Source organism: Pseudomonas sp. R84, from assembly GCF_009834515.1.
Lineage (GTDB): Bacteria > Pseudomonadota > Gammaproteobacteria > Pseudomonadales > Pseudomonadaceae > Aquipseudomonas.
This window is the reverse complement of record NZ_CP019426.1, coordinates 3301367-3327209: the sequence shown is the minus strand read 5'-3', so window position 1 is coordinate 3327209 and position 25843 is coordinate 3301367. Positions and strand designations below refer to the sequence as shown.

At 57.3% G+C, this 25843-nt stretch carries 22 protein-coding genes; 10 read left to right on the top strand and 12 right to left on the bottom strand.

What is annotated here, in order from left to right; translation table 11 throughout:
* Positions 1–261: 261 nt before the first annotated feature.
* The 4 genes from PspR84_RS14720 to PspR84_RS14705 all read left to right on the top strand — a co-directional run bounded on the left by PspR84_RS14720 (position 262) and on the right by PspR84_RS14705 (position 5333).
* Complete coding sequence (locus tag PspR84_RS14720) at positions 262–1221, top strand: LysR family transcriptional regulator (protein ID WP_160057836.1); 960 nt, start codon at positions 262–264, stop codon at positions 1219–1221.
* A gap of 141 nt (positions 1222–1362) precedes the next feature.
* On the top strand, positions 1363–2724 hold the full coding sequence (locus PspR84_RS14715) for an MmgE/PrpD family protein (protein WP_160057835.1): 1362 nt from the start codon (positions 1363–1365) through the stop codon (positions 2722–2724).
* Between the two features lie 94 nt (positions 2725–2818).
* Positions 2819–4054, top strand: coding sequence for an aromatic ring-hydroxylating dioxygenase subunit alpha (locus PspR84_RS14710; RefSeq protein ID WP_160057834.1), 1236 nt, complete (start codon positions 2819–2821; stop codon positions 4052–4054).
* A 127-nt stretch (positions 4055–4181) separates the two neighbouring features.
* Complete coding sequence (locus PspR84_RS14705; RefSeq protein ID WP_160057833.1) at positions 4182–5333, top strand: MFS transporter; 1152 nt, start codon at positions 4182–4184, stop codon at positions 5331–5333.
* 8 nt (positions 5334–5341) lie between these two features.
* Here PspR84_RS14705 and PspR84_RS14700 read toward each other — a convergent pair whose 3' ends face one another.
* The 3 genes from PspR84_RS14700 to yddG all read right to left on the bottom strand — a co-directional run bounded on the left by PspR84_RS14700 (position 5342) and on the right by yddG (position 7885).
* Positions 5342–5905: a hypothetical protein gene (locus PspR84_RS14700; RefSeq protein WP_160057832.1), complete on the bottom strand. Its 564-nt coding sequence runs from the start codon at positions 5903–5905 to the stop codon at positions 5342–5344.
* Positions 5906–5923: 18 nt separating this feature from the next.
* Complete coding sequence (locus PspR84_RS14695) at positions 5924–6856, bottom strand: hypothetical protein (protein ID WP_160057831.1); 933 nt, start codon at positions 6854–6856, stop codon at positions 5924–5926.
* 90 nt (positions 6857–6946) lie between these two features.
* Positions 6947–7885: an aromatic amino acid DMT transporter YddG gene (yddG, locus tag PspR84_RS14690; protein ID WP_160057830.1), complete on the bottom strand. Its 939-nt coding sequence runs from the start codon at positions 7883–7885 to the stop codon at positions 6947–6949.
* 359 nt (positions 7886–8244) lie between these two features.
* Between yddG and PspR84_RS14685 the strand changes: the two genes are divergently transcribed.
* Positions 8245–9543 (top strand): MFS transporter, encoded by a 1299-nt coding sequence (locus PspR84_RS14685; RefSeq protein WP_160057829.1) that lies wholly within the window; start codon positions 8245–8247, stop codon positions 9541–9543.
* 42 nt (positions 9544–9585) lie between these two features.
* Here the strand turns inward: PspR84_RS14685 and PspR84_RS14680 are convergent, their stop codons facing one another.
* Positions 9586–10701, bottom strand: coding sequence for an aromatic ring-hydroxylating dioxygenase subunit alpha (locus tag PspR84_RS14680; protein ID WP_160057828.1), 1116 nt, complete (start codon positions 10699–10701; stop codon positions 9586–9588).
* Positions 10702–10785: 84 nt separating this feature from the next.
* Positions 10786–11397, bottom strand: a complete 612-nt coding sequence (locus tag PspR84_RS14675; RefSeq protein WP_160057827.1) for a dTMP kinase — start codon at positions 11395–11397, stop codon at positions 10786–10788.
* A gap of 125 nt (positions 11398–11522) precedes the next feature.
* Here PspR84_RS14675 and PspR84_RS14670 point away from each other — a divergent pair, with 125 nt between their 5' ends.
* Together PspR84_RS14670 and PspR84_RS14665 are read left to right on the top strand one after the other, a co-directional pair.
* Entirely contained in the window at positions 11523–12656 is a 1134-nt protein-coding gene (locus PspR84_RS14670) for an aminotransferase class V-fold PLP-dependent enzyme (protein ID WP_160057826.1), read from the top strand.
* A gap of 112 nt (positions 12657–12768) precedes the next feature.
* Positions 12769–13581 carry a DUF1206 domain-containing protein gene (locus PspR84_RS14665; RefSeq protein WP_160057825.1) on the top strand — a complete coding sequence of 271 codons (813 nt, stop codon included), beginning with the start codon at positions 12769–12771 and terminating at the stop codon, positions 13579–13581.
* Between the two features lie 56 nt (positions 13582–13637).
* Here PspR84_RS14665 and PspR84_RS14660 read toward each other — a convergent pair whose 3' ends face one another.
* Positions 13638–14759: an SMP-30/gluconolactonase/LRE family protein gene (locus PspR84_RS14660; protein WP_160057824.1), complete on the bottom strand. Its 1122-nt coding sequence runs from the start codon at positions 14757–14759 to the stop codon at positions 13638–13640.
* A 183-nt stretch (positions 14760–14942) separates the two neighbouring features.
* A complete protein-coding gene (locus tag PspR84_RS14655) occupies positions 14943–15167 on the bottom strand; it encodes a hypothetical protein (protein ID WP_160057823.1) in 225 nt (74 codons plus the stop codon).
* Positions 15168–15484: 317 nt separating this feature from the next.
* Here PspR84_RS14655 and PspR84_RS14650 point away from each other — a divergent pair, with 317 nt between their 5' ends.
* Both PspR84_RS14650 and PspR84_RS14645 read left to right on the top strand, forming a co-directional pair.
* Positions 15485–16924 (top strand): ATPase domain-containing protein, encoded by a 1440-nt coding sequence (locus PspR84_RS14650; RefSeq protein WP_160057822.1) that lies wholly within the window; start codon positions 15485–15487, stop codon positions 16922–16924.
* Between the two features lie 23 nt (positions 16925–16947).
* Positions 16948–17310 carry a response regulator gene (locus PspR84_RS14645; RefSeq protein WP_093431585.1) on the top strand — a complete coding sequence of 121 codons (363 nt, stop codon included), beginning with the start codon at positions 16948–16950 and terminating at the stop codon, positions 17308–17310.
* Here the strand turns inward: PspR84_RS14645 and PspR84_RS14640 are convergent.
* The gene (locus PspR84_RS14640; RefSeq protein ID WP_160057821.1) at positions 17305–18261 is read right to left on the bottom strand and encodes a fimbrial protein; all 957 of its coding nucleotides are present in this window, start codon (positions 18259–18261) and stop codon (positions 17305–17307) included. The two genes, PspR84_RS14645 and PspR84_RS14640, sit on opposite strands and share 6 nt — an antisense overlap.
* Before the next feature lie 325 nt (positions 18262–18586).
* On the opposite strand from PspR84_RS14640, the gene PspR84_RS14635 reads away from it, so the two are divergent.
* Positions 18587–19168, top strand: coding sequence for a hypothetical protein (locus PspR84_RS14635; protein ID WP_016984511.1), 582 nt, complete (start codon positions 18587–18589; stop codon positions 19166–19168).
* Positions 19169–19205: 37 nt separating this feature from the next.
* On the opposite strand, the gene PspR84_RS14630 is transcribed toward PspR84_RS14635, so the two are convergent.
* From PspR84_RS14630 to PspR84_RS14615, 4 genes are all read right to left on the bottom strand, one after another.
* Positions 19206–20834: a methyl-accepting chemotaxis protein gene (locus tag PspR84_RS14630; protein WP_160057820.1), complete on the bottom strand. Its 1629-nt coding sequence runs from the start codon at positions 20832–20834 to the stop codon at positions 19206–19208.
* Between the two features lie 115 nt (positions 20835–20949).
* Positions 20950–21381, bottom strand: coding sequence for a hypothetical protein (locus tag PspR84_RS14625; RefSeq protein ID WP_238785106.1), 432 nt, complete (start codon positions 21379–21381; stop codon positions 20950–20952).
* Between the two features lie 339 nt (positions 21382–21720).
* Positions 21721–22104 carry a hypothetical protein gene (locus PspR84_RS14620; protein ID WP_016984508.1) on the bottom strand — a complete coding sequence of 128 codons (384 nt, stop codon included), beginning with the start codon at positions 22102–22104 and terminating at the stop codon, positions 21721–21723.
* A 104-nt stretch (positions 22105–22208) separates the two neighbouring features.
* Entirely contained in the window at positions 22209–25841 is a 3633-nt protein-coding gene (locus tag PspR84_RS14615) for a transporter substrate-binding domain-containing protein (protein WP_160057818.1), read from the bottom strand.
* Positions 25842–25843 lie beyond the last annotated feature (2 nt).

Sequence of the window (25843 nt, the reverse complement as noted above, 5' to 3'; positions counted from 1 at the left end):
TCCTTTTATTATTTTTGAGGTCCCAGGAAAAAGGGATGTTTCAAATCTATTAGCATCACCCCGCTTAATCCAACTACATTTACAGGGGCAATTCGATAACGTCGGGTTATCGGTTGCGACGGCTGCCATTGCCGAGTGCCGCGTCAACACCATGAGCGACCGGGTCTATCCCCACAGCGACGCTCGCGTAGCCCTCCCCGCACGGTTCCGTTACCCTCCTCGCGCTTCGTTGGGGAGCTGTATCGTTAGGAGAGTGTACGAATGAGCAAGCATGTCGACCCTGACACCATCCTGCTGAAAATGCCGTCCTTGAGGGCTGTGAAGGCATTTGTCGCCGCGGCCAAGTACGAAAGCTTCACCCGTGCGGCGGAGGCGTTGTGCGTTTCGCAAGCCGCGATCAGCCGGCAGATCCGCGAGCTGGAAAGCTATCTGGGCGCGCAACTGTTTACCCGGGTCGGCCGGGCGGTGGAACTGACGGCCGCCGGCGCGGTGTTCTTCGATGCCGCGCAACTGTCGTTCGTCAACATCGCCCAAGCTGCCGAACGTATCCGCAGCAGCCAGTCGACCAAGAAGGTGCTCACCGTCTGTTGCTCGCCGGCCTTTTCCGCGCTGTGGCTGTCGAATCATTTGCAGGAGTTCTTCGCGCAATGCCCGGACATCGAACTCAACCTGATCACCACGCAGAACTTTCTGACCATGGAACCCGGTGTGCAGCCGGACATCTTCATCACCAAGATTTCGCGCATTCGTGATGGTTATAGAAGCTACCCGTTGTGCCACGACGTGATTTACCCAGTGTGCACCCCGCAGTATCTGGAGAAACACCCGGAGATTGCGACGATCGAAGGCGTGCGCGATTCGTCATTGCTCAACCTCAGCCCTTACGGCCGCTCGCAAGTCGCCGAACATGTCGACTGGGGCGTGTGGCTGGCGTTTCAGGCCATCGATATTGACGATCGCCCGGCGAACAGTCCGCAGATCTTCAACGCCAACGACTACAACCTGCTCATCAGCATGGTCCTGACCCATCAGGGCATTGCGTTGGGCTGGAATCACTTGGTCACGGGATTGGTACAGCAAGGTCTGCTGGTGCGACCGATCGAGCAACAGGTGCAATTGCGTAACAGCTGGCACTACCTGAGCTGTCGCGAAAGCTCCGAAAACGAAGACGAACTGCGGCGTTTCCGCGAATGGATTCTGGCGAAGTTTCCCCGCCGTTAATTCAGTCCGCACAGGCGTCGGCTGATTTGGTTATCAATAGCCCGCCGAAAATGTTGCTAGAGCGGCACCCTCCCCCTGGCTCATTGTTGAGCCGCGCCGGCCATGATCGGTTCGGCTCAACTCACAGGAAGGGATTGTTGAATGTCACTCTTCGAATTCTGTCGCGACTTTGATTTCCTCGATGCCCCGCTCAAGACTCGTGCAATCGTGCAGGACAGTCTGCTGGATATCGTCGGCGTCATGGCCGGTGCGGCCAGCAATGACACCACCAGCGCGATGCGACGTTTTGCCGAACGGCATTACCCGGCGGGCGCTTACAGCAGTCGCCTGATCTTTGCCGGGCAGCGCGTCAACGTACTCGGTGCAGCTTGGGCCGGAGGGTTCAGTGCTGACAGCCTCGACGCCCATGAGGGCCACTTCAAATCCAAGGGTCATGCCGGTGCCACCGTTGTTCCCGCCGTGCTCGCCCTCGCCGATGCGCTGCATCATCAAGGCCAGGCGATCAGCGGCCATGAACTGCTGACCGCGTTGTGCATCGGTTATGAAACGGCGCTGCGAGCCGGTTCCGCATTGATGGCGACCTCGCCGACTTATCACGCATCGGGTGGTTTTTCCGCGCTGGGCGTTGTCTGCGCCGGCGCGCGCTTGCTGGGCTTGGATGAGCCGACCTTTCGCCACGCCTTGGGCATCGCCGAATACTTCAGCGCACGCTGCCCGATGATGCGCGTGGTGCAAGCGCCGACGATGCTGCGCGATGCCCACGGTGCAGGCGCATTTGCGGGTTTGAACGCGCTGTTCATGGCTCTGGATGGCATCACCGGTGCACCGGCAGAAACGGTTGAAGATGTCACCGTCGCCGAATACTGGACCGACATCGGAACACGCTGGGAGATCGACAGTCAGTACTTCAAACCCTGGCCGGTCTGCCGTTGGGCGCAACCGGCGCTGACCGCCATGCTCGAACTGCAGCGGGAAAATCCTCAGCTCGATGCCGACTCGATTGAAACCGTTCGTGTGGAAACGTTCTACGAATCAATGTGTTTGCAAGGGCATACGCCGAGTGACGCCGACCAGGCGCAGTACGCCCTCGCCTTTCCGCTGGCCGCATTGATTGTGCGGGGCAAGGTCGGTCCGGAAGAAGTCACCGGGGCGGCGATTTTTGCCGAAGACATTCTGGCACTGAGCCGCCGTATCGAAGTCGTCGAAGCCGCCGATATCTCCGCCCGATTCCCCGACGAAATCCTCTCGCGACTGACCATCACCCTGAAAAACGGTGCCGTGCTGGTCAGTCCGGTCACCGCCGCACGTGGCGATCCCGAAACCGCCCTCAGCGCTGAAGAGCTGAGTCAGAAATTTGATCTGTTCGCCAGCGGTCTCGGTGTAGAACGCAGTGCCGAGGTGAAAACAGCGATCAAACACATCGCTCAATCCAGCTGCGCCATAACCGCCCTGGAACCGATTTTCCACCCGGTTCCGGCACTCCAGCCAGGTGCTCATCGATAACGCCAACGCATGAATTGCCCACAGCAAATATCGTTTGTGACGTCTGTCCTGAGCCATATAGGCTGAGAACCATGTCGCCTATGGGAGGATAACAATGAACAATAAAGAAAGCGTTTTTGACCTGATCGCTCAGCGCAAACCCTGGCACTCGCTGCCGGGTGCTCTTTACAGCAGTGAAAGCGTTTACCGTCAGGACCTTGAGCAGATCTGGCACAAGGACTGGATCTTCGCCGGCCATACCTTTGAAATTACCAAGCCAGGGCAGTATTTCACTCTGCAGATCGGTGACTATCCCGTCGCAGTGGTACGCGGCAAAGACGGCGAGGTTCGGGCTTTCCATAACGCCTGCCGTCACCGTGGCGCAAAAATCTGCGAGGCCGATCATGGCAAAGTGGCGAAGATGGTTTGCCCGTATCACAAGTGGACGTATGAGCTAGATGGCAACCTGCTGTTCGCCGGCAACATGGGCCAGGATTTCGACAAGTCCCAATACAGTCTGAAAAACGTTCACTGCGAGATCGTCGATACCTACATTTATGTCTGCGTGGCCGCCAAGGCCCCGGACTTCGAGGGTTTCCGCAAAGCCGTCAGCCCTTTCGTAGCGCCGCATTATCTTGAAAACTGCAAAGTGGCGTTCGAATCGAACATCATCGAGAAAGGCAACTGGAAACTGGTCTTCGAAAACAATCGCGAGTGCTACCACTGCGACGGCTCACACCCGGAGCTGCTGCATTCGTTCGTCGATAACCTGTCGGTGGGCGGCGTCAGTGGCGAAGATGATCCAGAGCTGTCCGCTTACTGGTCCAAGTGCGAGAGCGCCGGGCTGCCAAGCCGTTTGGTGATGGACATCAACGGCCAGTTCCGCATGACCCGTATTCCGCTGTCATCCGGTGCCGTCAGCTACACCATGGATGGCAAACCGGCCGTTGCCGGTCGCCTGGACAAGACAGCTGAAGCGGACATCGGCGCGCTGCTGTACTTCCACTACCCCTCCACCTGGAATCACTTCCTCGGTGACCATGCGCTGAGCTTCCGCGTGCTGCCGATCAGCGCCACCGAAACCTTGGTCACCACCAAATGGCTGGTACCCGACAGCGCAGTGGAAGGCGTTGATTACGAAATCGAACGCCTGACCAAAGTCTGGATTGCCACCAACGATCAGGACCGCACGCTGGTCGAGGGCACCCAGCGTGGCGTGACCTCGCCTTCGTACGAGCCGGGGCCTTATTCGGAAACCGCCGAGACCGGCGTTTGCCAGTTCGATGACTGGTACTGCGCCACCATGATGGATCGGCTCAAAGGCCCTATCCCGTTGAAGTCTGTTGGCTGACCTGCGTTAACCCTGCTCCCTGCCAGCATCCCGACGGATGCTGGCAGGGACTCTTTCGTCTCGAAAAGCTGTTATTCCGGTTCGTCGCCAAAAAAGCCGGGAGGCACCGATAAGGATGTCCGCATCAATGAACGCCTCGACGTCATCCCTGGCAGCTTACGCAAACCACGGCGAACGCGTATCCACGCGCATCGTATTTTTGATCACCGGCATTGTGATGTCGGCCTGGGCGCCGCTCGTTCCGTTGGTGAAGGCGCGTACCGGACTGGACGACGGTGGACTGGGCCTGTTGTTGCTGGGATTCGGTATCGGCTCGATCGTCGCCATGCCGTTTGCCGGTTATCTGACTGCACGGTTTGGCTGTCGGCCAGTGATCATCTGCTCAACCCTCGCGTTGTGTTCGGTGCTGCCTATGCTGAGCCATCTGACATGGCTGCCGGGGCTGGCGCTTGCGGTGCTGGGGTTCGGCGCCAGCATGGGCATGCTCGATTGCGCGATCAATATCCAGTCCATCATCGTTGAAAAGAACAGCGGCGAAACCCTGCAATCCGGGTTCCACGGGCTCTACAGTGTCGGTGGCATCGCCGGCGCAGGTGCCATGACGGCGATGCTCAGCCTGGGTCTGGATCCGCTGTTGTCGGTGCTGTGTCTGGTGGCGATCATCCTCGCCGCGCTGTACCAGGCTGCGCCGAGTTTGTTGCCCTATGGCACGGAGAGAGACGGCCCGTTGTTGGCGCTGCCAAGGGGGATCGTGCTGCTGTTGGGCTGTCTGTGTTTCATTGTTTTCCTGACGGAAGGCGCCATGCTCGACTGGAGCGCGGTTTTCCTCGCCTCGCAACGCGCAATGGAACCCAGCTACGCCGGTTTGGGCTATGCGAGTTTTGCGGCGGCGATGACGCTCGGGCGCCTGACCGGAGATGCCATCGTCAGCCGGCTGGGTGGCGTTCGCGTGGTGGCGCTGGGCGGGATCTGCGCGGCTGCCGGCATGTTGGTTTCTCTTGTGTTCGATAGCTGGCAAGCGTCCTTGCTGGGTTATGCCTTGGTCGGCATCGGCTGCTCGAACATTGTTCCGGTGCTGTTTACGGCGGCGGGTCGGCAACAGCGCATGCCCCAGCGCACCGCCATCCCGGCGATCATTTCCATGGGCTACGCCGGCATTCTCATGGGGCCGGCGTTTATCGGCATGGTTGCGCATCTCAGTACGCTGGTCATTGCATTGGGGGGATTGGTATTTCTGTTGTTGTTTGTCAGCTACGCCGCGAGATTTTTGAAAGCCTGATGCGCTGGTCACAAGCCTTTGGAACATTGATCGGCTTGAAGGAAATCTTTTAGCGAAGCCTGATAAAGGGTCAGTGGTCGATTGTCGGGCTGCGACAGTGCAAATGGAATCACAACGAGATGTGAAACCGTTGTGGCGTTTACTGAATAGGTTTTTTGCCTGCAAACGCCGTTTTCTTTATTCAGGATGAAATCAAACTTGAACAGGTCTGGCCTTGTGCACCAGCTCGGAATCAAACCAAAACTCAACCCCGTCAAATACTCTTGTGTGCAAGCGCCACCCAATGAAAATTCCGAGACTTTTATTTCCAGTGCAGGGAGTCTCGAGGCTGCAGGTCTGGAGCTGAGATCCTGTGCATTTGGAAACATGCTTTTTGTCTGCGCGTAGGCGTCTTTGCCAAGGCGACTGTTTTTCCAGGGAGAGTCTATTTGGTAGCTGAAGCTAGAGATGATTTCCTGTGTTCCAGTTCCAGCGTGCTCGTTGATTGTCGGCACGGTCGCATAGGAGGTACAGCCGGAACACAGCATCGCGATACTGACAACAACACATCCATGAGCTATTAAGCGGCGCATTCTAAATTTCAGTCCTGGTTATTGATCAGCCATTGCACTGGCGTTTTTCTGGCCTGCTTCGGCCAGCTTCTTTTGCACATAAAAAAGCATCAGCACCGAGTTTCTCTGAGCTTGCCGAGACTGTTGTTCGAACAACGTCACAAGTTCTTCTTCACGCTTGCACCCAGCATTGACATTGCCCTTTGCAAATTCGCAGGTACCGTATTGGCCCCAGCCTTTGCGGGCTTCATCGGTGTCTCGTGCGGGGTAAACCCAATACGCGTTCCATGCACCGTCGACGACAGGTTTACCGGCCGCGTCTATCTGCCCTATCGCTTGCAAGGTTGCTGTGGCAGCGGCGTCCAGAAAACGTCGAGGGTTGGCATCGGCTTTACCCGCCCCATCACGAAGCGCCTGACACTGCGCGTCAGACAAGTCGAACACTGGCAGGGCTTCAATACTTTCGAACTCATCAAACGGATCGGCATGATTGCCCGGTAACTTTGCGTGGTAAGCCGGCACCACATGGCCGGGTACGCTCATGTCCTGTATGTAGTGCAAGACCCTTCCCGCTTGCTCGTAGACCTCAACCGGGTCGGCATCAGGTTTCACCAGCAACTCGTTCAGCTTCTTGATGCGTTTGTTGAAAATCGCGTCCAGATTGCGCTCGAAGAACCAGAATGGCTCAAGCTTTTCGTTGCGGTTGTAGAAATGCCAGTGGGTGGCGCGCTGAAGGATCGTCCGCGGGCTTGAGTCTTCTGCATCCGTGCCTTTAGCCAACGCCTCGCCCAACTGCACAGGTAGCTTTACTCCGGGGCAGCGCTGAAACGCCTGCGCTGCTTCTAGCGCGTAGGCCGAATGCAGCTCGGGGGTAAAGGCCATGGCCGGGGTTGAGGGGTTGAACAGCAGTGACAAGCCCAGTACTGCCCAGTAACGGATCGGGGCTGAACGGTCTACCGGGGTGGCTTCCATGCTGTTGCTCTCCATAAACCCGCGTGATTGCGGGAGACTTGCGTTGCGACGCTAATTTAGCATCGTTAAGGGAGGCCGCTAAGGCCTCTTTCAGTGAGGGTTTTCGCCCACGCTGACCTTGATCGGAGTTGCTTGGGAAATCTTGTGCTGCCGGGTCGCCTGCCAACACAGTAGCGAACCCACCGTCACCAGCACGGCGCCCTGCCAGAACTGCATCTGCAAACTGACGCCAAGCCACACCGCAGCGAATGCCGACGACAGCACGGGCGCGGAGTAGGACGCGGTCGCCAGCAAGGTCAGGTTTCCCCGCAGAATGCCGATGTTCCAGAGTGCGTAGCCACCGGCCATGGCGATTCCCGCCGCCAGCAGTTCCAGAGAGTTTGCCCAGGTGAATGGCGGAATCTGTTCGAGGCTGAGGAACCACTTCAACCACAACACCACGGACGTCAGTACGAAAAACAGCACCACCAGATTCTGCCCGCCGGCATAACGACGCGTGACATTGCAATACAGCGCAAAAGTAATCGCACAGGTCAGGGCCAGGCTGTAGCTCAACGGGTTGGACTGAACATTGCGCACAATCCCCGGCAACGATAATCCCTCGCCACTGACCACCCACAAGATGCCGAAAATCGCCAGCGCGGAGCCTGGGATGATGAACCACCGGGTCTTCTGCCCGTTCATGACAATCGCCAGCACCACGGTCAGGCACGGCCACAGATAATTGACCACGCCCAGTTCGATGGCTTGATGACGATCACTGGCGAAACCCAACGCCAACGACAGGCACACCTCATAAGCGACGAACAAAGCGCTGCCCAGCACCAGATAGAGCCTGGAGGTCGAGCGAATCCGCGGGCGGCCGAGGAACACCAGCAAGAGCATCGCGCCCAGCGAATAGATCAGCGCAGCGCCCCCCAGCGGGCCGAAGTGCTCGCTGACGCCTCTGATCAATCCGGCTGCGGTACTCCACAAAACGATCGCTACCAAACCACACGCCGTGGCGGCCCGCTCACCTTTGATCAGCATCATGACTCCTGGCACAAAATGGCAAACCGACCGCACAGGCTAACCAGCGCAAGAGGATCAATAAAGGAACATTTTTGCCGTGCAAACCATGAGCTGTCGTTATGTCACGACCTTGATTGACCTGCGTCCAACTGTCGCAGCAAACAGCCATTGGAAAATTCCATACAAGCCTTAGAATCCGCGCGCTCTTGCAGTCGCCAGAGTTGGCGCCCGACTTGAAGGGCTAGCCACACCTCATTGACGAGTGGCCGACTCAACCGCCCTGCCCGTTCGGCAGGCATTCGCACCACACATTTTTTCGGCTTGGCAATCGCATGCGCAGAGGCGCACGTTCTGCTGTTCGATCTCCAGAGGTTTTTATGTCTCCGCGTTTGCTGGCCATGGCGCTGGCGCCCCTGCTCGGGCTGTTCATTGTTGCGCTGGGCAACGGTTTTCTATCTTCGCTGACCACCCTTCGACTCGACGCCGCCGGTGCCTCGGCGACGATGATCGGTGTCGTTTCATCGGCCTACTTCATCGGTCTGACCCTGGGTGCGGTGTTCAATGACCGTTTGATTCTGCGCATCGGTCATATCCGCGCCTACGGCAGCTTTGCTTCGCTGATCGCCGTGACCATCCTGCTGCAGGGCTTGTTCTATGACACCTGGGGCTGGTTCGCCCTGCGCCTGATCAACGGCTGGGCCACGGTCGGTGTGTTTCTGGTGATCGAAAGCTGGCTGCTGCTGGCGGGCGACGCGAAGATTCGCGGGCGCTTGCTCGCGTTGTACATGATCGTCTTGTACGGCGCCGGTGTGCTGGGTCAGGCAACGCTGGGCAAAATCACCGGGCTCAGCGACAGCGCGCCGTTCATGGTCGCCGGCATGCTCGCCTCGTTGTCGGTGCTGCCGATCGTAATCCTGCCGCGCGTGTCGCCACTGCTTGATCAGGTGGAACCGCTCAAACCACGGCAACTGCTGGGCGTGACCCCGACCGGGCTGGTCGGCTGTTTCGGCTCGGGTGTGACCATCGCGGCGATCTACACCTTGCTGCCGTTGTATCTGCAGCGCAGCGGTCTGAATGTCGGTGAAGTCGGCAGCATGATGGCCTGGACGATTCTCGGCGCGATGCTCCTGCAATACCCGGTCGGGCGCTGGTCCGATCGCAAGGATCGCTTGCAAGTGCTGACCATTCTGACGGTGGCGTGCACGCTGTTATCGCTGGTGATCGTCCTGGTGCCCTTGTCCAAGACGATGCTCGCGGTGATGTTGTTTCTGCTTGGCGGTGGTGTGTTCGCGCTGTACCCGGTCGCGGTCAGCCACGCCGCAGACCGCGCCCCTGCCGAAGCCTTGGTGCCAATGATTCAGGGCTTGCTGCTGATCAATTCGCTGGGCTCGGCGATCAGCCCGATGATGATCTCTCCGGTGATGAATTCGTTCGGCGCCAATGGTTTGTTCTGGGTATTTGCGCTGGTCAATCTGTGCATGGTCACCTTCTTCCTGTGGCGCCGTGGCAAACGTCCGGTTCCGGCAAATCCCGCGCCGTTTGCAGCGGCAGCAACCTTCTCGCCGACAGGTGCGGAATTGCGAGTGACCGAAGATCTGCGTCAGGCAGTGCAGGAGCATCCGCCAATGGTTGATGCACTGAGCGGCGAACCTTCGCCACAATGTGAGACGCGCTAAGGGTTGCGCCAGTCTGCGTCAAGCGCAGGCTGGCTCGCAGCACTATTCAGATTCGTGGGTGATGTCCACGAGCGGAATCGGCTCAATGGCCCAAGCGCGAATCTGACGACGTTCAGGGCTGGGTATTGCGCAGGCTTTGCGTCCAGTGAACGTTCGCGCGAGGCGGCCTTCATCAATGCGCCAGCCGCGCTGCTCCAGTGCCTGCACGTCTTTGCGAAAAGCAATCTGCAGCGCATCGGATTTCAACGAAACCTCCTGCTGGAAAGAGTCCGGCACACGTTCGGGCCGGACGTTTTTCAGCACGGCATGATCTTGTTCGAAGATGCGGATATTGCTCGCAATGAACCTGCGATCCAGCAGTCGGGTGCGCAGGAACGTTCTGCCCATCATCCACCAGGTGCGCGTGCGATTGGCGTCAATCGGAACATGCGCCGAGACGATGTAGATCCGCCAGCCGTTGGGCAACTGAAGCTCAAGCGTTGTACAAGGGCCGGACAGGTGAAACCCCGGAACAGTGCCGACGCTGACAAACTCAGTGGAGGATTTGCGCCGCAGCAGCCCCTTGCGTGCCGGCCTGCGCATGACTATTTGCGCGCTGCCGCTCCACGCATCGCTTGCGACCTCGAATGATTCAATCTCGGGATGATCCGGATCGCCGAAGGTTGAACCATGGACAAACGGTGCGTGCGCGAAGTCCAGACCGTTTTCAATAATCCGGTCCCAACTGGCCTGCCAGTCAAAGTGGCCCGAGACCACGCGGATGGCGGGATCGTCGATCCAGTCGAGCGCGGGCAAGGGTGGACGTTCAGACTCAGGCAGATCACCTAAAAACGCCCAGATCCATCCGTATCGCTCCAGCGTCGGGTACGCATCGACGCGGGCCTTGGCGGGAATCCGCAGGTCGGGCTGCGCCGGTATCAGCGTGCACACTCCATCAGTGCCAAACCGCCAGCCGTGATAAGGGCACTGCACGCTATTGCCCACTTTGCTGCCGGCGGACAGCGAGCCGCCGCGATGCACGCAAATATCCGACAGCACGTGAGCGACACCCGCGTCATCGCGGAACGCCACGAAAGGTTGTCCGAGCAATCGAACCGGCATCAATCCACCAGTCAACTGTGACGATGGGACAACGACATACCAGAGGTTTGTGAGCATGGGGGGCGTGTGATCCGTCAGTACGGTGAGCTCAGATCAGAAAAACCTGAAATTCAAATTCAACCAGCGCCTGCGCATCGACGATCAGCCAAGCACTCTATAGATCTCTGCAACTACCTGAGTCGTTGCGGCTTCGATGGTTCCCTCATTACGGCACAACACCCAGCCATGATCGGCAACCGCCTGCTCGAACATCTCGCTACAGACGACATGCTCGGTGTGTTTCTGGATCACTGTGCCGCCCAGTCCTCGTGATCGGGCCGTTGCCCGTGCCCATGAAATGTCCGGCGCGGTGACGACGCCGACATGCAGATCCGGCACGCGCACGCCTAGCTGCATGTTCAGATGCAGAATCTCGGCAAACGGCACGCTATGGCGAAATGCGGCATCCGACGGATACCAGCGGTCGATCAGAATGATGCTGTCCAGCGGCTGTTTGGGCAGCACCCGCTCAGAAATCCAGCGACGGCTATCGGCAAGGCGCTGACACACCGCCCACTCCAGATCCCGGGACGGATGTCTGGCGAGTTGGTTGACCAGGGCCATGGTTTCGCCGCGGTACGGATCGCTTTTTCTCTCGCACAGGCGGATGACTTTCTGGTTGTTTGCCCGCAGTGCAGCGGTAACGGCCTCCAGCAGTGTGGTTTTGCCGGTGCCCTTGGGCCCATCCAGAGAAATAAACAGCGGCAGCTTCATGGTTCACGCAACGACAGAGACATTGCTGAGCACTCTAACCTCATTTGCGCATTTCGATGAGCTGATCCCTGCCCTTTGCCTACACTTGCTTGCCAAAGATGTTTAGCCCTGCCAAAGGAGTCACCATGTCCAAGCTCTATCCGAGCATCGATCCCGAGGGATTGGTCGAGTATTCCGTGGTCTACACCGACCGCTCGCTGAACCACATGTCGCAGTCCTTTCAAGGCGTGATGAAGAACATTTCCATGACCCTGAAACAGGTCTACCACGCCGAGGCGGTGGCGGTGGTTCCGGGCAGCGGCACATTCGGCATGGAAGCGGTGGCGCGACAATTCGCCACCGGCCAGCAGTGCCTGGTGATACGCAACGGCTGGTTCAGTTATCGCTGGAGCCAGATTCTGGAGATGGGCAACATCCCGGCGGCCACTACGGTGCTCAAAGCCCGGCCGGTTGAGACGGGTCGCCAAGCCGCCTACGCCCCGCCACCTCTGGACGAAGTGCTGGCCGCCATTGCAGCGCACAAGCCGAAAGTGGTTTTCGCGCCCCACGTTGAAACTTCATCCGGAATCCTCCTGCCCGATGAGTACCTGCGGGAAGTCGGCGACGCCGTGCATGCGGTGGGCGGTCTGTTCGTGCTGGACTGCATCGCCTCTGGCACGATCTGGGTGGATATGCACCAATGCGCGGTCGACCTGCTGATCAGCGCACCGCAGAAAGGCTGGAGCGCCTCACCTTGCTGCGCCTTGGTGATGTTCAGTGCTGCGGCGCTTGAGCGTATCGAACAGACGCAAAGCAGCAGCTTCGCTTGCGACCTGAAAAAGTGGCTGCAGATCATGCAGGCCTACGAACAGGGCGGACATGCCTATCACGCGACCATGCCCAGCGATTCCCTCGCGCGGTTCAACGACGTGATGAAAGAGACGCAAGCGTACGGCTTCGACAAGGTTCGCGACGAGCAACAGGCGCTGGGCGATCGGGTGCGTGCGCTGTTGACCGGCAAAGGCATCAAAAGCGTGGCGGCTGCGGGCTTTCAGGCCCCCGGCGTGGTGGTGAGCTACACCGATGATGCCGATATCAAAAGCGGCAAGAAATTTGCCCAACACGGCCTGCAGATCGCTGCCGGCGTGCCGCTGCAATGCGACGAGCCGGCCGACTTTCAGACCTTCCGCCTCGGGCTGTTCGGACTCGAAAAACTGCAGAATATCGAGCGCACAGTCAGCCTGCTGGAGCAGGCACTGGATGAGGTGATGGTTGAGTAAGCCCTCCTCTGCCCGCCGCAGATAACCAACGTTTGAACGCCAGGAAGGCGAAATAGAACCCCTCCTGGCAAGAAGGGTCTGCTCTCCTATGCCCCCTTCAGGAATACACCTCATGTCCGCACAACACAGCCTCGTCATACTTGCTCGGGGAGGCTACGCCGCTCGGGGAGTGCTGTATCTGATCATCGGTATCTTCGCATTGCTCGCCGCCCGGGATTCGACCCGACCCAAGGACAGCCACAAGAGTCTGGAGGCTTTGCTAGGCCAGCCATTCGGCTACTTTTTAGTTGGGTTGGTGGTGGCGGGTCTGCTCGCCTTTGCGGCCTGGCGTGTCCTGCAAGCTACGCGTGATGTCGATCATCACGGCAAACAGCTCAAAGGCCTGGTGATTCGCGCCGGCCTGTTGGCGGGAGGTCTGGTCAATGGGGCTCTGGCGTTTTTTGCCTTGGGCCTGCTCGTAAGCGGTATTCGAAGCTCGGGCAATACCGGAGGGCAGACCAAAGATTGGCTAGCGCATCTCTTGTCGTGGGAATACTCGAATGTGTTGGTGTATGTGATCGCCCTCGTTCCGCTCGGTGTTGGCATTGCTCACATCATCAAGGGCTGGAAAGCGTCGTTCGAAAGGTATTTTGAGGCCGATGAAGAAGTCATGCGCTACGTCCGCCCGGTATCCCGGTTTGGTCTGATCGCTCGCGGACTGGTGTTTATAGAGATTGCATTGCTCCTGGCAATCAGCGGTTCCACCTATCAAGCCATGGATCCACCGGGTCTGAAAGAAGCGCTCGATGCGCTGCAGAGTCTGCCCGCTGGGTGGCTGGTTTTGATGATGATGGCCCTGGGGTTGATTGCCTTCTCGGTTTACAGTTTTTCTGAAGCGTTCTGGCGCAAGATCAATATGGATGTGCCAGGCGTCTCCAGGCAGTAGGGCTTCATAAAACAGCCGAAAATGCAGCGCATCCTCAGATGCGCTGCAGGCTGTTTTTACAACGCAAACGTAGTCCCGCGAGTATTCACAAACAGTGAGTAGATCGAGTGACTGCTGGCCATGAACAGCCGATTCCCTTCGCGTCCCCCAAAGCACAGGTTCGGGCAGCGCTCCGGCAGGGAAATATGCCCGATGGCCTTGCCCTGCGGATTGAAAACGCGCACACCGTCGAGTTTTTCCAGGTCGGCCTTGGGATCACCATTGCCGCCCCAGCCGCACCAGAGGTTGCCCGCTTCATCACATTTGATGCCGTCGATCGCGGCATACTCCAGCCCTTCGATGTGCTTGCGACGTTCGCCCAGTGTGCCGTCGTCTTTTACGACAATCGCCCAGATCAGCCGATTGGGTTTGGCGCGACCTTCAACGACGTACAGGGTTTTTTCATCGGGCGAAAAGCACAGACCGTTGGGGCCGTTGAGGTCGTCGATGACCCGGGTGACTTTTTTGCTTTCGCCGTCGATGCGGTACACGGCGTGGGGCTGGCTCGGAGTGATTTTGTGGCCTTCGTAGTTGTTGCTGGTCTGGAATGGCGGATCGGTAAACCAGATCGATCCGTCACTTTTGCAGACGATATCGTTGGGCGAGTTGAAGGGCTTGCCGTCGAAGCTGTCGGCCAGCACGCTGATCGTGCCATTGGCTTCGGTGCGCGTGATGCGCCTGCCTTCGCTGGTTGTGGTGGAGCCTTCGCAGACAATCAGGCGCCCTTGGCGATCCCGGCACATGCCGTTGGAAAAGTTCGAATGTTCGCGGTACACACTGAAGGTGTCGGTGATCTCGTCCCAGCGCATGATGCGATTGTTGGGGATGTCGCTGACCAACAAATAGCGGCCATCACCGATCCAAACCGGCCCTTCGGCCCAGCGCATGCCCGTGGCAAGTTTTTCAACACTGGCGTTGAAAACACGTAGTTCGAGAAAGCTGTCGTCGAGGATGTGGATCAGCGGATCAGGGTAGCGCTGACTCAAGGGTTCGGCGGCCTCGGCGAGTCGGGTTAGCGCGGTACTGCCGACGGTGGCGAGCGTGGCGGAAACGGCGAGGGATTTTTTCAGGAAACTGCGGCGGGTATTGCCTTTCGCTGGGTCAAGGCTTTCAGAATTGGCGGACAGGGATGAGTCCATGTAGCGATCTCCGTGATTTTATTTTTTTTGGGGGAAACACAGTAATACCTTGTGATAGGACATCGTACAAGTGCTGCTTTGCGACGGCTGTATGGCGTATACAGCGGTGAAAACCTCTCCCCGCGCTTTGCGTTACTCCATCCAAGATAATGCTCGCGATGCGCTGCTCGGGTCGGCAAGTCGTTAGCCAAACATCGTTTTATAGCGTTGAAGCGTTAAGTCTCTCGATAGTTGCTGAAGCATTGCTGCCTCATGCTGCAGTAAGCCGATTATCTCAACGACGCTGTTTGCCTCCTTGTTCGTCAGTTTTTGCAGAATGCTTAACAAGTCAGCGGCGCAGCTTTCGTTCACAGCGGCAGACTCAACCAGTCTTAGCTGAAGATTTTGAAGGTCACGCAGAGGTTTCATCGGCTTAATCCTTCGACGAGGGCATTATCTGAGGTCTCACCCCCATTCTCAGGACTCATCAAGAGTTTTCCTATCAGACTGTTCCTAAAATCGCGCTGAACTTGATTTGAAACGGGTTGAGTTCTCGATTGATAACGGTGCCCTGGATGCGCACCGTTTTTGAAAGGCCTGGCCGAAGTCACGGGGGCGTGGAACACGCCAAAACGATACGTTCCAACGCTACTTTCCCTCCACCGGCATGGCCCAAAAATGGAAATGGCGTTAGCATTTCACCCATTCGGCTTAACAAGCCTGTTTTTTCAGATCAGGGTCGCAAAGTGGAAAAGCTAAAACGCCTTCAAAGCGGAATCGAAGGGCTCGACGCGCTGCTTCAGGGTGGCCTGGTCGCGGGTGCTTCGTACATCGTTCAGGGCCGCCCCGGTTCCGGCAAGACCATCCTCGCCAATCAGCTCGGCTTCAATCATGCCCGTAATGGCGGTCGCGTTCTGGTCGCCACGTTGCTGGCCGAGTCTCACGACCGACTGTTTCAGTTTCTGTCGACCATGAGTTTTTTCGACGCATCCCGAGTGGGCGCTGAAATACAGTTTGTCAGCGCTTTCGATACGCTGGAAAACGAAGGCCTCGATGAAGTGGTGAAACTGCTGCGGCGCGAAATCAGCCGGCAGAAAGCGACGGTCATGGTCGTCGACGGTTTGCTCAACGCCCGCTCGAAGGCCGACTCACCGATCGACACGAAAAAATTCATCTCCGAACTGCAAGGCCATGCGGCATTCGCCGGTTGCACCGTGCTGTTTCTCACTAGCTCGCGCCTGGACGACGGCAGCCCGGAACACACGATGGTCGACGGCGTCATCGAAATGGGCGAAGAGCTGTTCGGCACGCGATCGGTGCGACGCATTCACCTGCGCAAGACCCGCGGCAGCGGCGCCTTGACCGGTGTTCACGAGTGTGAGATCACCGAAAACGGCCTGGTGGTCTATCCGCGCCTGGAAAGTCTGTACAAGCGCCCTTCCGCCCCCGACAGTGCAGACATGACACGCATTCCCAGCGGCATCGCTTCGCTGGATGACATTCTCGGTGGCGGCTTGCACAGCTCCAGCGTCACGCTCGTCATGGGGCCTTCCGGGATCGGCAAAACCACGCTGGGGCTGAAGTTTCTCGCGCAGTCGACGGCCGAAGCGCCGGGCCTGCATTTCGGTTTCTATGAGAGCCCGCAACGGCTACGACTCAAAGGCCATTCGCTGGGCATCGATATTGAACAAATGGAACACAGCGGTGCGCTGAGCATTGCCTGGCAGCCGACCACCGAGGGCTTGCTGGACGCCCTCGGTGCGCGCCTGCTGAGCCTGGTCGATGAAAAAGGTATCAAACGCCTGTTCATCGACAGCCTCAGCGGCATGACTCGGGTTTCAACCACACCGGAACGCATCACCGACTTTTTCAGTGCACTGATGAACGAGCTGCGATCCCGAGGCGTTACGGTCTTCGCCTCCTGGGAAATGCGCGATCTGTTCGGCTCCGAGGTCAGCGCACCGAATTCCGACCTGTCCAGTATTGCCGACAACCTGATTCTCATGCGTTTCTTTGAAAATCACGCTGAACTTCGCAGGACGCTTTCCATTCTCAAGATACGTGATAGCTCCTATAACCCTTCGCGGTTCGAGGTAGTCATCCGTGATCAAGATGTGTTCCTGGAAAAGGCTTTGAGAAATGAACCTTCCGTCTCATCTGAGTCATTGCCTGGTTCAATATCGTAAGTCTTCGAGCGGGTTGAAATAACATGACCACCATCCTGGTAGTCGACGACGAGTATCTGATTGCTGACATTCTTGGCTTTGCGCTGGAGGATGAAGGCTTCATGACGGTGACGGCCAGCAATGGCAAGAAAGCCCTCGAAGTGCTGGAGAGAGAACGGCCAGCACTGATCATCACGGACTTCATGATGCCGGTCATGGACGGCCTCGAATTCGCCGAAGCCGTGCGTGCCCAGCCTTGCGTCAAACACCTGCCGATCATTCTCATGAGTGGAGCGCAGGCGCACATTGGCATGCAGCGCTCGGATCTGTTTGACGTGGTGCTGCCCAAGCCTTTCGACATTGAAGTGATTGTGGCTGAGGTGAAGAAGCTGTTGGCCTCCTCATAGATACTCAACGACAAAGGCAATTTCGGCATTGGCATTGCCCGCTCTCATTTGTGAATTGGCGGGTTCAATGCGCACGAAGCGCGCTTGCAAGTCTACAGCTGCATTCCCGCCTTCCGATGTAGGCGCTTTCGTTATGTAGTTCTGATTCAGCTTGAGTGGCTTCCCGTCTCTGAAGCGCATCTGCAATGCCAAACCTTTGGCAGTGGAGCTACTGTTCAGATTTACCATGCCAGTATTAGCGTCCCACGCAGGGCTGCCCGCAGTGGGCGAAAAGGAGTAGCGGAAGTTATTTATTCCGGCAGGACAGTTTTTCATACTGAGAAAAAAGTATTGCTCCTTGGCATAGGCACCGTTCTTCGGGAAATCGCTCAAGTTATAACTACCCATATCAACTTTCACATCAGGTGTTTCGCAAGACTGTGAGACGACCCTGGTGCCATTTGTATTCATTGCCAGAGGCTCGATTTCAGCGGCGACAAAGACTCCCAATTGGCCTGAGGGTATCGTCGCACTCCCTGAAATAGTGCCCGTCTTTACGAGCCGCAAGATGTGCTCACTGCCATTCCAACCCCAACCGCCAGCAACGTCGCTGTCTCCCGGAAAGCCTTTCCATGCTTTACCCGAGGGTGGTCGAATCCATTGCCAGCCGATCCCGGTATTTCCAACAGGAAAAATCTGCGCGCCTGATTGGGTGACACCCACAGAGTTGCGCACACCTTCATTGTGTACCGCAGAGCACCTGAACGAACTGGGAATGGCTCCCAGGGTCACGATTGGGCTTTCATAGATAACCGTGCCGTTCGGTGTGTCCTGCGGCACCGAGATCGTGGCCGGAAGGACAACGTGGACATTGCCCTTGGAGTTGTCGGGATAGAACTCGCATACCGCCGCCATTGCATTTGACGACAGCACATACAAGAGCCCGACAATTAATATATAGCATAACTTCATAACACTCTCTCTGACTCTGCGTTGCATGCAAACAACTGAATGATTGACGATGGTGCGAATATTCAACCGGCAGCAAAATCACCACAACCGGAGCGAGAAGATAATGAATAAATAGCACTTGGGCAAAAAGTTTATTTATTCAACAATCAGACAATTCTCATGGATTTATAGTCAACTAACTAAATCTTTAAACCTATAAAAAGGACGCGTTGTTGAACACCTCCTTTACCAGCGCAAATAACCAACACCCAATTTAAGACTCGTCTTAAAGGCGCAACGGAACTCGGCCATTACACTGGCCGCTCGTGATAGGAGAAACGATTCCGTGAGAGCCCTCGATACCCTCAATAGTCCAAAACCCCAGAGCAACGCCGCCATCTACTGCCTGACGATTCTGGCACTGGCGCTGATCGCCATGACTGTGGTCGCCGGTTACCAGCTCAATGAACTGTTTCCACTGAAGGCTGTGGTGCAACAACAGGAGGTCCAGCTCACCCACCGCGCCGATGCTATCCAGTCAATGAGCGCAGAACTCAAGCGTCTGGCAGAACAGAAGCAAGCCCTGGAAACCGACCTGCTTACCACGAAGGAACAAGTGAAGGCCGCCGAGGCGGCAAAGACGGAGCTCGAAAACACTCAACGCGCGGCGCAAACCAGCGCCGCGTTAGAGGACGAAGATTCTCTGTGCGCGATCATCGAGCAAAATATCCGCCTTGTAGCGGATCAGCTCAGTCGCGACGACTTCTTTCGCTTGCGTGATGAGCGCGAAGCTGAAGCCGAAGCCGTGCTTGAAAGCTATGAAAAACAACTCGCCACCTGCATTGAACAACTGACGGCACAAACCGCATCGCCAGCTCAGAATTCTGCACCCGATGCGCAAGACTTCACTTCACCGATCAAGCACTGATAAAAAAGCCCTGGCAACCAGGGCTTTATGCTCACAGTCAGAGCTTGAATTCCTTGGTCAATTTGTTCAGCGACGCCGCTAACTGCGAGAGCTCCGCCGATGCAACCGCCGTCTGTTTCGAGCCTTCTGCGGTTTCGCAAGACAGGTCGCGAATGCTGATCAGGCTGCGATCCACTTCGCGCGCAACCTGAGCCTGCTCTTCGGCAGCGGTCGCCATCAGCAGGTTTCGTTCATTGATAAGATTCAGAGAGCCAGTGATGTCGGTCAGCACTTCGCCGGCGATATTGGCCATCTCGAGCGTTCTTTCGGCCTGAGAGCGGGTGTGGCTCATGGAAGAAACCGCCCTGCTGGTGCCCGATTGAATGGAGCTGACCATGGACTCGATGTCTTCGGTCGATTTCTGCGTACGCTGGGCCAGCCCTCTCACCTCATCTGCGACCACGGCAAAGCCACGGCCCGCCTCCCCCGCCCGCGCAGCTTCGATCGCTGCGTTCAAGGCAAGCAGATTGGTTTGTTCGGCGACTTCTCGGATGACGTCCAGCACGCTGCTGATATCGCTCGCCATCGTAGAAAGCGCCTGCACTTCTGCCGAGGTGCTATGCACGCTGGAAACCATCAGGTTAATTGCCGCAACCGTTTCGCTGACCCGGGTTTTACCGGCGATGGCTGCGGCGCTTGATTCCGACGTCAGTTGCGAGGTCGATGCGGCGTTGTCCGCAACCTGTTCCACCGCGGCACTCATTTGCGTCACGGCCGTGGCGGCCATTTCGATTTCATGGCTCTGACGCTGAGTGATACGCGAGATATCTTCGGTGACGCCGTGCATGACTTCCGAGGTTTCGGCCAACTGCGTGGACGAGTCACGGATCATGATCAGCGCATCACGCAAACTGGTTTGCATCGCCGCCAGTGACGACAGCATCTGCGCCGCCTCATCGGAACCATCCAGCGCGATGGTTTCGCTCAAATCGTTGGCAGCGATGCATTCCGCTACCCTCAGCGAGCCTGCAATCGGCACCGTCAGGCTGCGCGTGTACAACACCGCCAGGGCCAAGGAAGCACCGATGGCAATGACAATGAACACACTGACGATCAATAGCGTGTGTTCGTAGACATTGTCGGCCTGCTTGCCCGCTTCATATGCTTCGATCTCGTTGAGAGCAATCAGCTTTTTGAGCGCGACCTGCACGCCGTCCGAGGCGGCACGCATCTGATTCTTTGACAGCGCAATGGCCGCTTCAAGCTGCCCTTTTGCCACGGTTTCAAGGTATTGGTCCTGCGCCTGATCATTGACTTGTTGTGCTTTGGCGAACGCCTCGAAGGCCTCACGCCCAGCGTCAGTTGCCAGCAGATCAATGAGTGCTCGCTGATGATTTTTGATGAGCTGACGCGACTGCTGAATGTCCATCAGAGCCTGAGCCTTGCGCTCAGGGGTTTCGATAGGGTTGCGCAGGCGGGCGTTATTACCCTTGATTTCGATGAGTTCACGATCCAGTTGTCCGAGCAGCTTGATGCTTGGCACGATGGTCGTCTCGACATAGGTCTCTGCCTTGTTGAGCAAGTCGACTTGCTGCAAGGCGATCAGTCCGATCGCGATAATCATGAGACAGAACAAGCCAAAACACAGCGCCGAACGCGGCGCGAGATTGAGTTTACGAAGCAGCATGATGCCTTACCTTAGAGTGTATTCAAGACAATGGGGCAAACGAGTGGGCAGCACAGCAGGCGCTGGGCAATAGCACCTCAAAGCACAAGCGGATTACCGCGCGAAGGCGCAACAGCTAGCGGTTTGCACCTGAAGGAAGCGTGGAATCGGATGAGGCCGGCTCCGCCAGTTCCTTGAGCGTCGGGTCGGCCAGCATCAGAAAATCCGCCAATCGCGGCAGATTGATTTTCGAGACCAGACGCATCCAGCGTTGCGGATGCGGGTTGAAGAAGGTCTTCGACCACTGATGATCATCACTGGGGTTGAAAATCAGCAGGTGACGAATCAGCGGGTTTTCCCCAAAAAAATCGAGCGGATCCATCGCCATCTCGTTGAGCAACTCAGCATTGACGACGACCAGGCTTAGCCGTTGGGGGCAGTAATACGTCAGTACTCTCAGGTCACGATAAGTACAGACATTCACTACGCTGAGACAGCCCAGCTTGTTGAACTGTTGTTCAATCGACAGACCTCTACGCACGTCGTTATCGGCGATCAGGATCCGCAAGGATCGACTTCGGTTATTTTCAAGAAACATCGGACACCTTTGGCAGCTCCATTCTTCCTTTCAAGAAAATAACCAAGGGCCAACCTGTCCGATATGAGACTTGTCTCAAAATGACCACGGGGATCGCTGAACGAAAACCACACCTTGATGACAAGCCCGCGCTAGCGGGGCCCGGCCTGGTTCAAAGTCTTTGGAGGGAGGGGGTTTGCAACGGTGGCGAGCGGCGCAATGCCAGAAGCGCGGGACGGTTGTGTACGAACCAGACAATTCTCATTATTAACGCCCCTTGTTGTCAGTAACCTTGAAACAAGAGGCGCAAACTCATTCTTTCTCAGTCCATCAAGGCAGCGTCAGCGTCACGACGTAATTGCCAGTCGTTATCTGATGGCCCTTGTTGTCCGTGAGCAGCAAACGCTGGTCGTAATATTTTTCCTGCTCGTGGGTATCGGCAATCATCCTCACGAACACTTGCTGGCGCGGCTCACCCCGCCCTGTCGCACTGACGTTGGTCACCGAGAACATCTGACCAGTGCTCGCCTGCGGACAATCAAGCAGCTCGACAGAAGCAGAAGCACGGCTGGCGCCACTCGCCATGCAACTTGCCTCGACGATCTGTCCGCTGAAGCGAATCACTCCGCTGACGGGTGCAGACTGGGCCGCGCTGACGGTGTCAAAACCCAGCAGGCAGAGACAGGCAATCAATAAAGGACGTCGAATGATCATCGCGAAACTCCATGGTTATTAACCAAGGTATCGCCCGTTGCAAAATGATCTTTAGCATCCCCCTTCAATGCAAGGCCAGTCAGCAGAGCCCTGCGCCAATACGGTTACAGCTCGACCCGTTTGATTTTCTTGATCAGATCAGCCTGTGCATGCTCCAGCTTCAACGCGCTGCGATTGATATCCAGTGGATCGATGACCGGCGCTTCGCACTCGGCCTCAAGCTCGTTACACGCCTCAATGACCTGATGCTCGGCGACGATGCGCGCCGCGCCCTTGATCCGATGTGCCAGGTCAGCCAACAGCCCGGGATCGCTTTCGGGTATCAGCGAATGCAGTTCCTCCAGATCCTTCTCACAACTCGACAGCGCCTCGCGCAGCAGTTCTTTCATCATGTCGAGATCGCCTCCGGTGAGCTCGTTCAGACGCTCGCGAATCGATCCCAGCTCCTTGATACCCGCCGCAGGCGGGCTTTCCACTGGCTCGGTTTCGACGTTCTTTTCCCAGCCGGCAAGCAGGGTCGACAAGGTGCTGAGGCTGATCGGTTTGAACAGACAGTCATCCATCCCCGCCTCTCGGCATTTCACTTTTTCTTCCGGCTGCGCGTTGGCTGTGAAGCCCAGCACGATACACGGCGCTTCACCACTACCGCGTTCGTCCTGGCGAATGGTGCGGGCCAGTTCATAGCCGTTCATGACCGGCATGTTGCAGTCCGTGATCACAATGTCGAACGGCTCCGAGCGCCACAACGCCAATGCCTGGGCACCATCGGCAGCATCACGCACCGCCTGGCCAAGAAAACTGAGCTGCTGCGTCAGCAACAAACGGTTGGCGCTCTGGTCGTCCACTACCAGAATCCGCAGCGTCGGCACTGGCTTGTCCTGGACAACCGAAACAGGCAGCACCTTGCCGCCGAGCGGACTGAGGATATTGAAGAACAGCGACACTTCCAGGCAGGTGCCTTTGCCCAGCGTACTGGTGATGTTCAGCCGCCCGCCCATCAACTCGCACAACGAACGTGAAATCGCCAATCCCAGACCGGTGCCGCCCCGGTTCGAGGGACCGTGATTGGCTTGCGAAAACGGCTGGAACAGGTTCTGCAGATCAGCACTGGAAATACCGATGCCGGTGTCTTCGACTTTGAGGTCGACTTGCAAACGTTCGTCAGCAAGGCGTTGGCCGCGAATCGAGACGCTGACATGCCCGGTATCGGTAAACTTGATGGCGTTGCCCACCAGGTTCGAGAGCACCTGCTGGAAGCGCATCGGATCAACCAGTACGTCACAGCCGACAGTGGCGTCGATGTCGAGCTTCAATATCAGACTCTTCTGCCTGGCCAGGCCGTCGAACACTCGCGCCACGGATTCGACCAGCTCGCGCAGGTTGGCACGTTTCGGCGAAAGACTGACATGCCCAGACTCGATGCGAACCACATCGAGGATATCGCCGATCAGCTCCAGCAGGCCTTTCGCCGAGTCGTAGGCCACTTCAATCGCCGGTCGATCGAAGTGGCCCTGCTCGGCACGCTTGAGAGTGAGTTCGAGCATGCCGATCACAGCACTCATCGGCGTACGGATCTCGTGGCTCATGGTCGCCAGGAACGTGGTTTTGGCACGGCTCGACTCATCGGCCAGTTCTTTCGCCGAACGCAACTCCTCGATCAGTTCGCGGCGTTCGCTGATGTCGATCCAGCCGCAGATCACGCCTCTGACTTCCCCCGTCGTGTCGTGATACGGCTGGATCCAGTGATAAATGATCAGCCGCGTATCACCGACATGCAGTGTGCGATCCACCTCGTAAGGTTCGTCCCGCTCGATGACGCGCAGATAGTCATCGTGAAATTGCAACGCTTCCTGGCGATTGCGCTTGCCGCTTTCGAGCACGGTCTTGCCAATCACGTCCTTTTCCAACAGGCCAAACGTCTGCAGATAATTGTTATTGCAGGTGACAAGCCGACCTTCCCGATCGCGAACGTAAATGGGATGCGGCGTGCCGTTGATCAGCGCCCCCATGAACTTCAGTTGATCGCCGAGCAAGCGCTCTGCCCGACTGCGCTCGCGGATCTGCCGGCGGATATAGAAATTCCACGCCAGCGACCCGAGGATAATCAAGAAAGCGCCAGCGCTGATCTGGTAGATCAATACCTTGTAATCGCGCCACGATAAACCCGAGAACGCAGCAATGGGACGCCAACGGTTGAGAATCACGTCCAGCTCGTCTGGTGGAATGCTCAGCAGAGCCTTGTTCAGAATGCTGACCAGTTCGGTATCTGCACGTCGGGCGGCGAAGGCGAGGAAACCCTTGTTCATGCCGACGATGTTGGAGATGCGCAAACTGTCACTGTAGATGTGAGCGATGTAGTAGCGCGCACCGTGCAGCGTGGTAATCATCGCGTCCGCTCGGCCATCCTTCACGTCAGCCAGCGCACCCAGCACTGTTTCGCTGTCGACAATTTCAATGTCGGGATAATCCTTGAGCAGCTCACGCTCCGCCGAACTCTCGGGAACGGCGACGCGCTTGCCGCGTAGCTCCTGCAAGCTTGAAGGCGCGCCTGCGTCCTTGGCGGTAACGATCACAAAGGGACTGGCGAGGAACGGGTGGGTGAAACGCATACCGACTTCACGGGAGACGGTTGGCGTCAGCAACGAGATATCGGCGCTGCCATCCAGCAGGCGGGTGCTCAAGCTGGAAAAACTGTCGGTGCGCTTCACATCGATCTGCAAACCGGTGCGCCGCTGAATCAGTTCCAGCAGATCGGCGCCGATCCCGCCAAAATTGCCATCGCCATCAAAGAACGCAAATGGCGCCTGATCGTCATTGATGACGAACCGCGCGACCGGGTGCAGCTCAAGCCAGCGTGCTTCGCCGGGTGTCAGATCGATACGTTTGGGTGTCAGTGCCCCGCCGCCACCGGACCAGCGCTTGGTGATTTCGGCTATCTTGCCCTCACCCATCGACTCGATGACCGAGTCGATCAGACGCAGCAGTTGATCATTACCTCGGCGCAGGGCAAAGCTGAAACCGTTGGTTTGCGTTTTGACGAAAGAGTGCAGGCGCACATAATTGAAGTAGTTGAGGTTGATCAGATAGTTGCTGGACACCGTGTCGCCCAGAAACAGATCGACTTTGCCAAACGCCAGCGCAGCCAGTGCCAACTCGTTGGATGGGAAGAGTACGAACTCGGCGTTGGGATACAAGCCATGCAGCTGACTGGATGGCAGGTAATCGTCGGCAACCGCAATACGCAAACCGGCCAGATTGGCAGGCATCGGTCGCCGATCATCGCCGCGCATGAACATTGCCGGCACGTCTTCGACATAAGGTTTGCTGAGCGTGACGAGGCCGTCGATCAACTCGAAACTGTTGGAGCTGCCCAACATGTCGATGTCGCCGCGTTCAAGCGCCGCCATGGCATCGCGACGGTCGGGATATGCCTTGACAGTAACTTCGACATGCAGGGCCTGACCGATAATGCAGGCGATGTCGGCGGCAATTCCCTCGTAACGCGTACCGCTGGCGGTCATGACATAAGGCGGGAAATCCGGAAGCGCCGATCCCAATACGAGACTGCGTTTCTGCCGTAGCCAACTCCAGTCTTCATTGCCCAGATCGACCTGCACCTCCTTGCAGTCTGATCGACCGAAAACCTGCAGAGTGCGCGGCTCTGCTGCCCACAACGACCCGCTACCGACTACGAAAAGCACACTGACTAGCAAAACACCGCGCAACAGATGAAACATAA

Excerpts from the sequence above, each read along its gene's own strand:
- PspR84_RS14705 (WP_160057833.1), top strand. The coding sequence starts at position 4,182 with ATGAACGCCTCGACGTCATCCCTGGCAGCTTACGCAAACCACGGCGAA.
- PspR84_RS14675 (WP_160057827.1), bottom strand. The coding sequence starts at position 11,397 with ATGAAGCTGCCGCTGTTTATTTCTCTGGATGGGCCCAAGGGCACCGGC.
- PspR84_RS14640 (WP_160057821.1), bottom strand. The coding sequence starts at position 18,261 with ATGAAGTTATGCTATATATTAATTGTCGGGCTCTTGTATGTGCTGTCG.
- PspR84_RS14715 (WP_160057835.1), top strand. The coding sequence starts at position 1,363 with ATGTCACTCTTCGAATTCTGTCGCGACTTTGATTTCCTCGATGCCCCG.
- PspR84_RS14685 (WP_160057829.1), top strand. The coding sequence starts at position 8,245 with ATGTCTCCGCGTTTGCTGGCCATGGCGCTGGCGCCCCTGCTCGGGCTG.
- PspR84_RS14655 (WP_160057823.1), bottom strand. The coding sequence starts at position 15,167 with ATGAAACCTCTGCGTGACCTTCAAAATCTTCAGCTAAGACTGGTTGAG.
- yddG (WP_160057830.1), bottom strand. The coding sequence starts at position 7,885 with ATGCTGATCAAAGGTGAGCGGGCCGCCACGGCGTGTGGTTTGGTAGCG.
- PspR84_RS14720 (WP_160057836.1), top strand. The coding sequence starts at position 262 with ATGAGCAAGCATGTCGACCCTGACACCATCCTGCTGAAAATGCCGTCC.
- PspR84_RS14695 (WP_160057831.1), bottom strand. The coding sequence starts at position 6,856 with ATGGAAGCCACCCCGGTAGACCGTTCAGCCCCGATCCGTTACTGGGCA.
- PspR84_RS14660 (WP_160057824.1), bottom strand. The coding sequence starts at position 14,759 with ATGGACTCATCCCTGTCCGCCAATTCTGAAAGCCTTGACCCAGCGAAA.
- PspR84_RS14665 (WP_160057825.1), top strand. The coding sequence starts at position 12,769 with ATGTCCGCACAACACAGCCTCGTCATACTTGCTCGGGGAGGCTACGCC.
- PspR84_RS14630 (WP_160057820.1), bottom strand. The coding sequence starts at position 20,834 with ATGCTGCTTCGTAAACTCAATCTCGCGCCGCGTTCGGCGCTGTGTTTT.
- PspR84_RS14710 (WP_160057834.1), top strand. The coding sequence starts at position 2,819 with ATGAACAATAAAGAAAGCGTTTTTGACCTGATCGCTCAGCGCAAACCC.
- PspR84_RS14700 (WP_160057832.1), bottom strand. The coding sequence starts at position 5,905 with ATGCGCCGCTTAATAGCTCATGGATGTGTTGTTGTCAGTATCGCGATG.
- PspR84_RS14620 (WP_016984508.1), bottom strand. The coding sequence starts at position 22,104 with ATGATCATTCGACGTCCTTTATTGATTGCCTGTCTCTGCCTGCTGGGT.
- PspR84_RS14615 (WP_160057818.1), bottom strand. The coding sequence starts at position 25,841 with ATGTTTCATCTGTTGCGCGGTGTTTTGCTAGTCAGTGTGCTTTTCGTA.
- PspR84_RS14645 (WP_093431585.1), top strand. The coding sequence starts at position 16,948 with ATGACCACCATCCTGGTAGTCGACGACGAGTATCTGATTGCTGACATT.
- PspR84_RS14680 (WP_160057828.1), bottom strand. The coding sequence starts at position 10,701 with ATGCTCACAAACCTCTGGTATGTCGTTGTCCCATCGTCACAGTTGACT.
- PspR84_RS14670 (WP_160057826.1), top strand. The coding sequence starts at position 11,523 with ATGTCCAAGCTCTATCCGAGCATCGATCCCGAGGGATTGGTCGAGTAT.